The 14,258-nt window shown below is 39.4% G+C and carries 14 protein-coding genes; all 14 read left to right on the forward strand.

All coding sequences use genetic code 11. The features are described from left to right. Positions 1-217 precede the first annotated feature (217 nt). The 14 genes from ACRRU2_RS03445 (at position 218) to ACRRU2_RS03510 (ending at position 14,256) form a co-directional block, all read left to right on the forward strand. A complete protein-coding gene (locus tag ACRRU2_RS03445) occupies positions 218-706 on the forward strand; it encodes a GNAT family N-acetyltransferase (RefSeq protein ID WP_432499944.1) in 489 nt (162 codons plus the stop codon). A gap of 569 nt (positions 707-1,275) precedes the next feature. Further along, the gene (locus ACRRU2_RS03450; protein ID WP_432499946.1) at positions 1,276-1,815 is read left to right on the forward strand and encodes a hypothetical protein; all 540 of its coding nucleotides are present in this window, start codon (positions 1,276-1,278) and stop codon (positions 1,813-1,815) included. 48 nt (positions 1,816-1,863) lie between these two features. Next, complete coding sequence (locus ACRRU2_RS03455) at positions 1,864-2,010, forward strand: hypothetical protein (protein ID WP_331699559.1); 147 nt, start codon at positions 1,864-1,866, stop codon at positions 2,008-2,010. A 27-nt stretch (positions 2,011-2,037) separates the two neighbouring features. Then, entirely contained in the window at positions 2,038-2,547 is a 510-nt protein-coding gene (locus tag ACRRU2_RS03460) for a GNAT family N-acetyltransferase (RefSeq protein ID WP_331699558.1), read from the forward strand. Positions 2,548-2,743: 196 nt separating this feature from the next. Continuing rightward, complete coding sequence (locus ACRRU2_RS03465; protein WP_432499947.1) at positions 2,744-3,445, forward strand: GH25 family lysozyme; 702 nt, start codon at positions 2,744-2,746, stop codon at positions 3,443-3,445. Positions 3,446-3,491: 46 nt separating this feature from the next. Beyond that, a complete protein-coding gene (locus tag ACRRU2_RS03470) occupies positions 3,492-3,989 on the forward strand; it encodes a GNAT family N-acetyltransferase (RefSeq protein ID WP_331699556.1) in 498 nt (165 codons plus the stop codon). Between the two features lie 119 nt (positions 3,990-4,108). Next, positions 4,109-5,824 (forward strand): ABC transporter ATP-binding protein, encoded by a 1,716-nt coding sequence (locus ACRRU2_RS03475; protein WP_432499949.1) that lies wholly within the window; start codon positions 4,109-4,111, stop codon positions 5,822-5,824. A 117-nt stretch (positions 5,825-5,941) separates the two neighbouring features. Further along, positions 5,942-6,154: a transcriptional repressor gene (locus ACRRU2_RS03480; RefSeq protein ID WP_331699554.1), complete on the forward strand. Its 213-nt coding sequence runs from the start codon at positions 5,942-5,944 to the stop codon at positions 6,152-6,154. A gap of 1,927 nt (positions 6,155-8,081) precedes the next feature. Next, positions 8,082-8,804: a sulfite exporter TauE/SafE family protein gene (locus ACRRU2_RS03485; RefSeq protein WP_331699552.1), complete on the forward strand. Its 723-nt coding sequence runs from the start codon at positions 8,082-8,084 to the stop codon at positions 8,802-8,804. Between the two features lie 95 nt (positions 8,805-8,899). Then, on the forward strand, positions 8,900-9,880 hold the full coding sequence (locus ACRRU2_RS03490; RefSeq protein ID WP_432499950.1) for a thymidylate synthase: 981 nt from the start codon (positions 8,900-8,902) through the stop codon (positions 9,878-9,880). A gap of 76 nt (positions 9,881-9,956) precedes the next feature. Continuing rightward, complete coding sequence (locus ACRRU2_RS03495) at positions 9,957-10,445, forward strand: dihydrofolate reductase (protein WP_331699551.1); 489 nt, start codon at positions 9,957-9,959, stop codon at positions 10,443-10,445. 85 nt (positions 10,446-10,530) lie between these two features. Continuing rightward, complete coding sequence (locus ACRRU2_RS03500) at positions 10,531-10,854, forward strand: hypothetical protein (protein WP_331699550.1); 324 nt, start codon at positions 10,531-10,533, stop codon at positions 10,852-10,854. A 48-nt stretch (positions 10,855-10,902) separates the two neighbouring features. After that, positions 10,903-11,943 carry a hypothetical protein gene (locus tag ACRRU2_RS03505; RefSeq protein ID WP_432499951.1) on the forward strand — a complete coding sequence of 347 codons (1,041 nt, stop codon included), beginning with the start codon at positions 10,903-10,905 and terminating at the stop codon, positions 11,941-11,943. Between the two features lie 51 nt (positions 11,944-11,994). Further along, positions 11,995-14,256 carry a DNA topoisomerase 3 gene (locus ACRRU2_RS03510; RefSeq protein ID WP_432499952.1) on the forward strand — a complete coding sequence of 754 codons (2,262 nt, stop codon included), beginning with the start codon at positions 11,995-11,997 and terminating at the stop codon, positions 14,254-14,256. Positions 14,257-14,258 lie beyond the last annotated feature (2 nt).

A 14,258-nucleotide genomic window follows, 5' to 3' on the forward strand; every position in this document is an offset into this window, starting at 1 on the left:
ATCGTTGTAAAACTAAAAGAAAGTTGGGGGACTTTAATAAATGAGTATTTTAATAGTTCTAATTTTGATCATTGGATTAGCGGGTCTCATTGGTAATCAATATTCAGGACTAAAAAGAATGGAAGAGATGCAAAGATCTTTGGACGATATAAACCAAAAATTGCGGGAGAGGAATCATAACAGTAAACCATAAAAAAACAAAAAAGGAACAATTATTATGATCTTTACTTTTAAACCAATGACTCAGTTACACGCAGAAATAATATCAACATGGAAGTATCAGGAACCATACAATTTTTATGATTTCGAAACCGATGCTGAAATTATAGATGAACTGCTGAACGGCGATTACTTTTGTGCTTTTAACGATGTGGAAATTTTAATTGGCTACTTCTGTTTTGGTAACTCTGCAAGGGTTCCAGGAGGATACGCTGCAGGTATTTATGAAAAGGAAGATATGTTGGATATTGGTCTAGGACTTGAACCATCCAAGACTGGAAAGGGATTAGGAAGAGTATTTGTTAAAGAAGGCATTGATTACTTAAAGCAACAATTAGATATAAGGAAATTCCGATTGGTTGTAGCAAGTTTTAATCAGAGAGCGATAAAGGTTTATGTCGAAAACGGATTTGTACAGAAAGGTAAATTCTTAAGCAAAGTTAATGGCACAGATATAGAATTTATTTGCATGATCAAAGCGAATTGAATAGAAAGAAGCTAATTTGAGAGTATATCCAAGATGGTATTCCCATTATACAACACTCTAATATTTGTTCCCCTCAGAAATGTATTAATCCCTTATTCAACTGATCGCAGGAGCGTTTACTGATGCAGTGTCGGCAATCAATAGTGCCAAGTTCAAGGAAAGGAATAAAGTGCACAGCGTGGCGGAGGAAGATGCGTAAACGAAAGATTAGGACGCAAAGCAAAGGGTTATACACACGAGTGCAATAACCGCCGTGTTGATCTATCGAACTTACTGTTAGGACAAGGCACTACCTAAAAGGGTACGTGTCTTTTTGTCGTAATTCCATATTGAACAAAAGGTGAAAACAGATGGAAGAAGTGACCCGCTAACGCAAGTTCATAAATACAAGACCGTTACATGAAATTACGGGATTTAAAAACCTAAGAAAGACTTATATTAATCCGAACGATCGTTCTTCATCTTAATGGTATAACGTGGTAGAATAGCGAAAAAGAGTTAACAATAATATAGAAGTCGAATCAAAGAACTTCAGGTGAAATCTTCGAAAAAAGAAACCAAAGGAAGATATGATGATGAAATTTGACCTTTATCATTATTATGAAAGAAATCAAGGACCTTTTAAGAGCTTATCAGCTTTAGAAATAGATGAAGCAGAACAGATTTTACAAAAGATAAGATACAATGGAGACACTTTTGCAAGCAAGCGATCATTGGATTATATAAAAATAAGGAAGGGATTAGAGAATAAAGCGAGAGAGGCGTTTATTGCTAAGGGTGGGAATCCTAAAAAAATGTATCCGCATTATATGACATTGGGCGAATGTGGTTGGATTAAAGAGTGGTATAGAGATGGAAAAGAGGTCAAAATATCATTAGCTGAATTTAAAGAAGATAATATAAGTTTTACGTATGGGGATCTTTTTCCGACTATGCGATATCAAGACGGGAAAGAATACCGAGAACAAGTATATACAAAGGAAGAAATAATGAAATTGATAGAGAAATATGGATTACCACAAGAGTGGAATAAGGAAGGGACATATGGGCCCGAAAGATATATTGAAGTACAAATCTGGAGTAATGAAGTTATTAATAAATATGTTTAAATATGTGGAAGTATTGAAAATGATTCGGAAAACACAATAAGAGAATACATGGAGGAAAATAATAAATTTAGAATGGAATGCTTGGAAGCCGGAGAGAAGTTTTTTGAAATAAACTACAATTATGAGCAAGAAATCGATGCGGTTTATGAGTATATAGAAATTCAAAAACATAAGTTAGAAAGTAATCTTTCATGAAAATCCTTAAAAGAAAGTGGGATCAATATGAATTTATTGCTAAGAGAAATAAATGAGAATGATCCAATTACTATCTCAAATGCATTTAAAGAACAAGGTTGGGACAAGCCAGTTGCTCAATATAAAAGATATATAAATGAACAGAAAAACGGGGAGAGAGTTACAATAATAGCCGAAATTAATGGAGTATTTGTTGGCTATTTAAATGTAATCTGGAACTCTCATTACCCTTCATTTAGGGAACAGAACATACCAGAAATTAGTGATTTTAACGTTTTAATTAAATATCGAGGATTGGGCATCGGTTCACAATTAATGGATAAAGCTGAGGAAGTAATAAGTCGAAAGTCATCAATTGCTGGGATTGGTGTGGGTGTTTTTTCAGATTATGGGGTAGCTCAAGTCATATATGTAAGGCGCGGATATATTCCGGATGGAAAGGGATTACATAATGGTCATCGGTATATTAACTACGGGGATAATGTTGTTATAGATGATGATATTGTGTTGTACTTTACAAAGAAATTAAGGGAGTAGCTGTTTACGAAAAAATCATATAATAAGTATTTATTGGGTTTTTCCTTGGCGAATGGATACCTGATAAAGAGAAGCAAGAGTTAATTGAAATAATCAGAAACAATTTGTAAGGAGCAATGGGGAGATCAAAATCCCCTTGGAGGTTAATAGATGTATACTACGAAATCATAGTAAAACGAAATATGAAGGAGATCGAATGAAAAAAATACGTAACATAATAGTAATAGCACTTCTAGTAATTATTACATTAGCGTTTTTAGAATATAAAGGCATCATTTGGCATAATTCATTTTTTGCAAAGAAATATGAAGTTAAAGGACTTGATGTTTCACATTATCAAGGTGACATTAACTGGTCAGAGGTCGTAAAGGAAAATGAGTATCAATTTGTATTTATAAAAGCTACGGAAGGAAATGACTTTATTGATAAAAAATTTGATTATAATTGGAAGGAAGCGAAGAAACAAGGGATATTAACTGGGGCATATCATTTTTTTTCAATGAGAAGTTCTGCTGAAAAACAAGCAGAAAATTTTATTAATATTGTTCCAAATGAAACTGACAGCCTACCGCCAGTTATTGATATTGAAATTCACCTCAAGCATGACCCGAAAAAAGTAAGGGATGAGATACAAACTTTAGCTCATTTACTCGAAAACTATTATGAAAAGAAGCCAATCCTTTATGTCACATACAGTACATACAATACTTACATTAAAGATGAATTTATAGACTTTGATATATGGATTCGCGATATTATCAAATTTCCAACGCTTGGCGAACGTAAATGGATATTTTGGCAATATAACAATAGAGGAAGAATTGATGGTATAAATATGTATGTTGATATTAATGTTTTTAACGGTAATATTGAAGAATTTAACAAGAAATTCAGATAATTAATAGGTGTATGTTAATACTTCACTAGCAGAGAGGAACTAAATTATGCGGAAAATAGAAGTCATCGAAGTTGACGAAAAGCAAAAATCAATTTTAGCCCATTTAATTGAGCTATACGAATATGATTTTAGTGAGTTCAATGATCGGGATGTAAACGAGTTTGGCTTGTATGGATATAAATATTTGGATCATTACTGGACAGACACTGATCGCCATCCGTTTTTCGTAGTGGTCGACGGCAGTTACGCAGGTTTCGTTTTAGTAAATTCTTATAGCAACCTGCAAAAAAGTGATCCAGTTAAATCTATCGCTGAATTTTTTGTAATGCGTAAATATCGTCGTAAAGGAATTGGCGAGGAAGCAGCCAGGCAGATTTTCGACAAATTTAAAGGCAATTGGGAAGTGCTTCAACATGGAAATAATGATCCTTCAAAGTATTTTTGGAAAAAGGTAATAGAGGAATATACAAAAGGTGATTTTGAGTTACTAGGTGTTCAAACTGAAAACTGGATTGGGCAAGGATATTTATTCTCGAACTTTTAAACTGAGCTATATGAGAATATGTCATTATATGTTAAAGTAATAGTAATGATAATCATTTTCATTATATAAACTCTTAATGATCAAAATGATGTGCAAAACATTCGTTGCAGGAGGACAAGATGATTCGTAGGTTTTTCAGTTATTATCAACCCTATAAAGGGTTGTTTATGCTTGATTTTGGATGTGCCATACTCGCCGGGCTGCTGGAGCTGGCGTTCCCGATGGCGGTGAAAGTATTCATTGATGATTTGCTGCCGGGGAGCAAGTGGGATTTAATTGTTTGGGCTTCTGTGGGACTGATTGCTCTTTATTTTTTGAATACAGGTCTCATGTATATCGTCAATTACTGGGGACATATGCTCGGTATTAATATTGAAACGGATATGCGTCGCAAGCTGTTTGCCCATATCCAAAAGCTGTCATTTCGTTTTTTTGATAATACGAAGACTGGGCATCTGATTGGCCGACTGACCAATGATATGAATATGATTGGCGAGATGGCGCATCACGGACCGGAGGATTTATTCATCGCTGTGATGACGCTGCTAGGTTCCTTTATACTGATGCTGCTAATCAATTGGAAGTTAGCCGTGCTAACCTTTATTGTAGTACCCGCGATCATTTGGGTCGTGGTTTATTTCAATGGAAAAATGACGAAAGCTATTCATCAGCTGTATCGCGACATCGGTGATTTCAATGCTCGGATTGAAGATAATGTGGGCGGTATTCGTGTAGTTAAAGCGTTCTCTAATGAAGCGCATGAAGAAGCTTCGTTTGCCGTCAACAATAACCGCTTTCGTCAAACGAAGCTGTTATCGTACAAGCTGATTGCGAAAAACGGTGCTATCAGCTATATGATGATGCGATTTGTGACGTTGTTTGTAATGGTATGCGGGACGTGGTTTGTCATTCAAAACCAGCTGAGCTACGGTGATTTTGTCGGCTTTTTGTTGCTAACGAATGTGTTCTTTCGTCCGATTGAGAAGATCAATGCGATTGTCGAAAGCTATCCACAAGGCTTCGCTGGCTTTAAGCGTTATGTGGAACTGATGGATACGGAGCCGGATGTGGCGGATGATCCAGATGCAACAGAACTCGGTGCAATCCAAAGAGATATTGTTTTCGACCGTATATCATTCGGTTATGAAGGTGAACGGCAAGTTTTGCATCAGGTGGATCTCACAATTCGCAAAGGAGAGACTGTTGCCTTTGTTGGCCCGTCTGGAGCAGGTAAGACGACGCTGTGCAGCTTACTGCCGCGTTTCTACGAAATAGAGAGCGGAGCCATCCGCATCGATGGAGTAGATATCCGCAAGGTGACGCAGAGCTCACTGCGCAAACAGATCGGTATTGTGCAACAGGATGTATTTTTGTTTGCGGGGACAATTCGCGAAAACATTTTGTATGGCAAGCTTGAAGCGAGTGAAGAGGAGGTGTGGGAAGCGGTGCGTCGGGCGCATCTCGAATCCTTTGTCCGTACGCAGGAGCTAGGGCTAGAAACGGTTATTGGAGAACGAGGTGTAAAACTGTCAGGCGGACAGAAGCAGCGTCTGGCGATTGCACGGATGTTTTTGAAAAATCCGCCGATACTCATTCTTGATGAGGCGACCTCGGCACTGGATACGGAGACAGAGATGGCGATTCAGCAATCGTTAGCGGAGTTGTCGAAGGGGCGGACAACGCTAGTCATCGCCCATCGTCTGGCTACGATCAAGGATGCGGATCGCATTGTGGTCGTCACCGAAGATGGTATTACTGAACAGGGACATCATGAAGAACTCGTAGTCGCAGGCGGCGTATATTCCCGTTTGCATCAGGCGCAATTTGGCAGATAGGGATCAAGGGAATCATCCGGATCTCAGAAGCGAATCGATAAAATGAATGAGATGTTTGAAAAAAAGGGTATAGGATGACGGCACAAAGGAAAGCGACTATTCGGATTTTGCTGGAGCATGAAGAAAGACCAACTATCTTCGGAGGATATATTTTTTCTCGTGAGATGCATCTATCCCGAGATGGGAATCGCCACATTGTACCTCAGCTTAGACCTGCTGACTGAGTTCGATATCGTTAATAAATTTAACTTTGGGAACGGAGCTGAACTTTTCAATCTGTTCAGTGATGAGCAAATTCAAATGCACCATTACTTGATCTGCAAAATATAAGAAATTAAAATCGCAAATCCACGGGTATTCTGCACAAATGCAATGACTGTCGTATTAACCTATCGGACTTATTGTTGGGACAAGGCACTACCTTAGAGGGGACGTGTCTTTTTGTCGTGAAATTGAAATTTACTCATTATCAAATTGATGAGTTATATGCACATTTGGCACTTACGAATATAAATATATTGGTGCTAGGAGAAATTTCATGAGACCTCCGAAACTGGATTTTTAGACAATGAAGAGAATAAAGAATACACAATACACAATATCTTATGAAAAAAGACTTTTTGATCAATATAGACTTAAAAGATATTTCAATAATTAATAGAACTTATTTTATAGAAATTGAATTAGGGTATATGAATCCGATCCGAGGAGGACTTTGTGCACTGCATAAAGAATTAATTGAAGAACTTATCAAGAGGCAAAGCGAAAACGAATAATTCCTTTGATTACAGTTCATTGTTAGTTGCTGAAATTCCTTGAAAGGCGGAAAAGACATTAGAAGCTATGATACACCAATATTAAGTTTTATAGGGCTATGTATATTCGCAATAACTTTAATAGCTAATATGTGTTTTAGATTTATAAGAACTTCAGATGTAGGTACAGGCATGCTATTGTCTGTTGCAAATGCATTATTATTAGTATTTACCTTGATATGGAGTCTAATGGGAATAGTTGAATTACGTATATTATTACGAATTCAAAAGAATAATGAGACTAGATTTAAATTGAATATTATCGACAATCATGAATATTTGAATAGGTCAAAAAGACTTAAATTTTGTTTCTCTATTAATATTAGTTATTTAGTTATTATCATATGTCAGCTAATATATGTAATTTATAACTGGGATGAAGTTAACGTTTAGTATTTGTTACATGATTAGATTTAAGTAATTGCGAAGAATTAACTTCAATTAATGAAATTGGGAGGTGAGCTCTAATAAAATCAACTACACAGTTAAATAACAACATTCAGTTGTTTTTATTATTATTTATTCCACATATACCTTTTATGATGTTGTTATTACATTTATATCCCCATACGGGATTAGGGAGAATTATTTCAATTCCTTCAACCATAATAATTAACTTGATACTTTCACTGGGGGGATGCTTTTTAATTAATATGATTAGAATTAGACAAACTCGTTTTATTATAATTTGGATACTTATTACTCTAATAGTTACTTTATTGTTTTATCCTCAAGATGAACCTAGGCATGTAATAAGTTTGATTCTGGAAGATATTTTTAGTAAATAACTTTTCTAACTGGGTTGATTGAATTTTTATGCAGAATCTTTCTTGATTTTTTTAACGTACTTAACTATTTTCTCCTTTGTGTATGCACTAATTATATTCAAGCCTAACTTTCATTTGTTTAAGTTTTCAGGAAGCGTCGATCGTTTCTGTATGAAATTTCACATACATTGAGCCGTTTTGAGTGATCCCGACTGGATATGTATGATAATTCATATACAATCGTGTTTTTCGGGATATTTCAGCGTAATGTATATGAAATTTCATATACATTAGCCCTTTTGAAGGTAACCCCGACCGGTTATGTATGATAATTCATATACAATCGTGTTTTCTGGGATATTTCAGCGTATTGTGTATGAAATTTCATATATAAACGTTACCCGATGCATCTTTTACAGTTACTAGCAATGAGCCAAAGCGCACGAAGATGGAGAAGTAAAACTAATTTCATTGTAGGAACATTGTATGTAACATTTATGCACATATTTCAACTATTTTATTTATCAGTAGAGAATTTAATTGATAACTGGTTTTAATCATTATTTTCATTGATAAAGCTATTGAAATTACTGTCAAAGACTGGTTTACTAGTCATACTAGATGCCGCCCGTTAGCATTTAAGTTTCCCGTTTCAGAAAGATGGTGCTTTAAATTTTGAATGATGTAATCATACTCGTAATTATCGTGCTTATAGCCTCACTCCTACAAACCAGTACAGGATATGGTTTTTCTATAGTTGGAACGCCCTTTTTACTATTAATCTATCCGGCTCATACGGCCATTCAGATTAATATTATTCTATCCATTTGTCTTTCTGTTTTTATGATTGCTAAAATAGCCAACGAAGTAGATCGATCACTTTTAATAAAATTGATAAAAGGAAGCTGCTTAGGGTTAATTTTAGGGATATTTATTTATCTTTATTTGGATGTAGAATTATTAAAAGCGATTGTAGGCGGACTTATACTAGCTGTCACGATCATGCTTATTTTAAACCTAGTTATACAGCGTACGGGTAAAAAAGACTATATAGCCGGGGGATTATCGGGGCTGCTCACTACGAGCATAGGTGTGCCAGGGCCGCCTTTATTGTTGTATTTCGCAGGAGCAGGGATTGATAAAACTGTATTAAGAAGCACGACTTTGGCCTATTATTTATTTGCATACTCGGTCAGCTTGATCATGATGGTTTCTGTCAGCGGCACGAGTAAAGTGATATGGACATCGTCGCTAATTGCATTGCCATCGCTTTTTGCAGGTATTCTGTTGGGTCAGCTATTGTTTAAATGGATCAGTCAGCAAGTATTCCGGATCACCACCTACGTGATTCTTCTTTTGACTGGAGGATATCTCGTGGTGACTAGTATCTGGGGATAAAATAAAGCGTGATGAATAAATAAAGACAAGGTTACCCTCCAGATGATTTTTCAGCTATAATATATGAGGTGAAGTAATACGGAGGTGGATTTAAGTTGGCTAATGAGCTGGAGCAAACATACTTAGATTTTTTACAATACATTTTAGATAACGGTGTGAAAAAGGAAGATCGCACAGGTACGGGTACAATTAGTGTATTTGGGTATCAAATGCGATTTGATTTATCAAAAGGTTTCCCGTTGTTTACAACTAAACGTACGCCATTTCGGCTAATTGCAAGTGAGTTGTTGTGGTTTATAAAAGGTGATACAAATATTCGTTATTTACTTAAAAACAACAATCACATTTGGGACGAGTGGGCATTTAAAAGATGGGTGGAATCTGAAGAGTATAACGGTCCTGATATGACTGATTTTGGACGTCGTTGCTTAGTGGATGAAGCCTTTAATCAAGTGCTTGAACAAGAAATGAAAGCTTTTTGTGATCGGATTTTAAACGATGATGAGTTTGCAGCCAAATACGGGGAGCTAGGAAATGTTTACGGCAAGCAGTGGCGCCACTGGACAGATTCCGAAGGAAATGAAATTGATCAGCTGCAGGATGCGATTAATCAAATTAAACGTAATCCTGACTCACGCCGCATTATTGTAAATGCATGGAACCCGGAAGATGTTGTGAATGCCGGCGCAAAGGGAAGTAAAGCAGCATTGCCGCCATGCCATGCGTTGTTTCAATTTTATGTAGCAAACGGCAAGTTATCTTGCCAGTTATATCAGCGCAGCGGTGATTCTTTCTTGGGCATTAACTTTAATGTGCCATCTTATGCGCTGCTGACACATTTAATTGCGCATGAATGCGGCTTGGAAGTGGGCGAATTTGTGCATACGATCGGTGATGCTCATATTTATTTGAATCATATCGATCAAGTCAAAGAGCAATTATCTCGTGATTTGCGTGATTTGCCAATGTTGAAAATCAATCCGGAAAAGCAATCGATTTTTGATATCGAGATGGAAGATTTGACGATTGAAGGGTATAATCCTCATCCAAGTATTAAAGCGCCGATTGCGGTGTAAAGCGCCAGTTCCTCTATCTTTTCACATGTTTGAAGCTGGGTGCAGCTGATTTTAGATCGCAGGAAGGATGTATACTATGTCTATAACGCTTATTGCTGCCATGGATCGCAATCGTGTGATCGGCATTGAAAATAAATTGCCTTGGCGTTTGCCTGCCGAAATGGCTTATTTTACAAAAATGACAACGGGTAAAACCGTGTTAATGGGCAGAAAAACATGCGAGTCTTTGCCAAAGCCTTTGGTCAATCGCAGAAATGTCGTGTTGACACGGCAAACGGATTTCGCAAAAGAAGGATATGAATATGTACACGACTTGGAGGAAGCGGTGGAGCTGGCGCAATCCGCTGATCTGATGGTGATGGGCGGAGCTGAGATTTATAAACAGCTGCTTCCGTATGCAGATACTGTTCTTTTAACGGAAGTACATACAGCGGTAGAGGCAGGCGACGCTTTTTTTCCTGATCTTCCAGAGGCAGAATGGGAGCTGGCCGAAAGTCATTTTAGAGCAAGTGATGAAAAAAATAAATTCGATTTTACTACACAGGTTTTTAAACGCAAGAATTAAGCATTTATATGAAGCGGAATAAGAAATTCCAAAGAAGCGCCGCATGGCGCTTCTATTCACGTTGTGGCCGGGAGGAGCTTAAACAATGATTCAATACGGTTCAGATCGTATAACAGAGCTGAAATTCAAGCGGCTTCATCCTGCCTTGGAGCGCCGCGACTGGCAATGGGTCGATATCACTTTGCGCGCAGAGCTTGCAGAAGAGACGCCTCTGCCGGAGGATTTGATTGATTTTACAATTTTGGTCATTTGCTTGGCAGCTAACGGAACGATCGTTCAGATGATTCCGCAGGATGAGGGTTGTGATTGCGAATATCAATTTACGTTTTCGGAGAAAGAGCAGCTGCGCCAGTTTGTTGAGCAGGAACATTTACAGCAGCAAATTGTAAATTTGCCAATCCCTGAGTAAGAAAATTATGGTACTATCGGTTTAATAGGACATGAAGGAGGAAGCTTCATGACAGCCGAGAACGCATATATTTTATCCAGTAATGATATTCGCAGAATAAGAGCATATGTGCAGCAAAAATACGCTGCTGTTTCCGGCGAGAAACGAGCAGAAATTGTAGCCGATGCCGTTAAAAAAATATTGTACAAGCAGCTGCCCGATTTTGAGGAGAATGTGAAGAGGGATCTGCTGCAGCAATTGCTTCGACAGTGCGTGGCTGAGGAGCGGCGGTTGGTTCAGCTCAGCGATATCGATGAGCTGTGCTCGCAGCTGGATCAAAATGAGCCTTCCATTGCTGCTGCGCTGCAAAGCTGGCGTGTGAAGCAGTCTGATCAATTAGGAGGATCACAATCGGAGGAGCGTTCCGTGAAAAGGCTGTCGGCTGAAGCAGGCGGGAAGGTCATTCCGCTTCCTTCAGCTGTCGCCTATGTGAAGCAGCAGCGGAGAAAGCAGGCTTTTACCTATAGTATATTATTCGCATCGCTTGTGTTCGGATTGCTGATATATGGCTGGATAAGCTCGAAGGCGAGTGATGAAGCAGAGCATATCGCGGATCGAGCAGCGGAATTACAGGCCAACGTACAAGCAGAAGCCAGTCTGAGTTCACTGAATGAGCTGCCTGCCGCGCTTCGCTACGCAAAAGTCAATACGGAAAAATTAAAGCAATATCTCGTCAATAAATCCTCGCTGCTTGCGGATGAGCCGTATTTTTCGGCCATTTTACAGACGGCTAAAGATTTTGACATACATCCTGCGCTGCTGTTTGCAATTACCGGCCAAGAACAAGGGTTTGTGCCCAAAGCGCATAAAAGAGCAGTGGAGATCGCAAACAACCCGTTCAACGTATTTCACAGCTGGAAGGATTACAATACAAATATTACGGAATCCTCGCAAATTGCGGCGCGTACAATTAATCGACTAAGCAAAGAACGTCCCGAACATATAGATGCCTTTACTTGGATTAATCGTGAATATGCTGAGGATAAAAAATGGGCAGATGGTGTAAGGTCCATCTATGGAGCAATTATTCAATTTATAACTAATGAATAATAAGAAAGTTTCAGCTTCCTGGCCTAGCTCGACGCAAAGGAGCTATTGATAATGAAAACATTAATTATTGCAGAAAAACCGGATATGGGGCGCAATATTGCTGCAGCTATCGATCCGAAAGCTAAAAACAATCGTACTCATCTTGAAGGGGAAAAATATATCATTACTTGGGCAATCGGCCATTTGATCGGTCTTGCTGAGCCTGATGCTTATGATAACCGGTACAAGAAATGGAATATTTATGATTTGCCAATTATCCCAAGCAGCTTCAAGCTCGTTCCTCATAAAAATACGCTTAGCCAGTTGAAGGTTATCGCTGATCTTGCCAAGCGTTGCGATCAGCTTATTAATTGCTGTGACGCCGGGCGAGAGGGGCAATATATCTTTTCGCTTATTCAACGGCACTTGAAGCTGGTTCAGCCCGTTAAGCGGCTTTGGATTTCTGACCTTACGCCTGAGACGATTCGCAAAGGCTTTGACGAGCTCAAGGATGAATCAGTACACGCTAATCTTACAAGGGCGGCAAGAGCTCGCAGTGAAGCTGATTGGCTTATCGGTATGAATGGATCGCGCGCGTTTACGACTAAGCATAATGTATTGATGTCTGTCGGGCGTGTTCAGACGCCGGTGCTTGCCTTAATTTATGACCGTCAAATTCAAATTGAGGCTTTTTCTTCACTTAAATTTTTTGAAGTTGAGGGGCAATTCCAGCAAACTGGGACAGCCTATAGCGGAATTTGGCAGGGTGATCGAATAACGGAGCAGTCTAAAGCGGAAGCGATTGCAGCGAAGGTGAAGAATAAAGCAGGCAAAATAGCGTCCTATGAAATGAAGGAGACGAAAGAGTATCCGTATAAGCTGTATGATTTGACCTTGTTGCAGCGGGAAGCAAACGGTAAATTAGGCTTTTCCGCCAAGAAAACGTTAGATACGGCTCAAGCGCTGTATGAAAAGCATAAGGTTATTTCCTATCCAAGAACGAATTCTAATTACGTTACAGAGCAAAATATTCCCGAAATGCATCAGGCGCTTTCTGCATTGCAATATACAGAGTATAAGCAGTGGGTTGAAAAGGCGGACCGAAGCTTTGTACATAAAGGCAATAAATCGATTTGCAATCCGGCGAAGGTTGAGGACCACCATGCGATACTGCCGACTAAGCGTACAGCCAAAGGATTATCGCCAGATGAGCAGAAGCTGTATGATATGATCGTGCGCAGGTTTTTATCACAGTTTTTTCCGCCGGCCCAATATAAATTACATACGGTTATAACCGATATTGAACAGGAATTATTTAAAACGAATATTAAAGAACGGATTAGTCTTGGCTGGAAGGAGCTCTATGCCAACGATCAGACGAAAGAAGGAGCGAAGCGGACAAGCAAGAAAAGCAAGGAGGGCAAAGAGGAGGAAGAAACAGAAGAAGAGGTTATGGAGCCTTTTCATATCGATAAGGACGGCTCAGTTCAATGCAGCGAGGCGATAGTGAAGGAGAAGGATACACAGCCGCCCAAGCATTATACTGAAGGTACACTGCTTAAGGCTATGGAAAGTGCCGGCAAGCAGATCGAGGATGAGGATGTTCGCGATGCGATGAAGGATTCCGGGCTTGGAACGCCAGCGACCAGGGCTGCTACGATCGAGCGTCTGAAAAATGTAGGCTATATAGAAATGCAGGGAAAACGAATTGTCGTAACCAAAAAAGGAAGAACTACCATTGAGCTGATTCGTGCTGCAGGTGTTGAATTGCTCACATCGCCAGAGATGACTGGGATGTGGGAGAGACGCCTCAATGAAATTGCCCGCGGTTCGGCATCGGATGAGCAGTTTATGAATAACGTCAAGCGTTTTGCCACAATGATCGTGGACAAAGTGAAAGAACAGCGCCAGGCCGCCAAGCATCTGTTTGAGCAAGAAGAGGGTCAAGCTTCCCGCGGACGAAAATCAGCCAAAGGAAGCAGTAAAGCCAGCGGCCAAGCACGAACAAGCAAGAAAGCGGAAAGTGGCGCGGCATCTGCCCCTAAAGCCACTTCGACCATGGAGCCGGGCTTTGTAGCCGCATGTCCACGGCCAGGCTGCGGCGGCTCGCTCTTTATGGGAAGAAAAGGCTATGGGTGCTCCAATTATAAGAGCGGCTGCGGCTTCGTCATTTGGAAGGAGAGCTTTGGCCGGGTATTAAGCGATGCACAGGTGAGAGCCCTGGCGGAAAAAGGAAAGACAGCTAAGCTTAAGCTTGAGCTGTCCAATAGCACCGAGACGCAAGGACGGATTGTCCTGAAAAATTTGGAAACAGGCGAGCTGGGCGTCGAGTAAGC

The organism is Paenibacillus sp. GXUN7292, from assembly GCF_050864975.1.
Taxonomy (GTDB): domain Bacteria; phylum Bacillota; class Bacilli; order Paenibacillales; family Paenibacillaceae; genus Pristimantibacillus.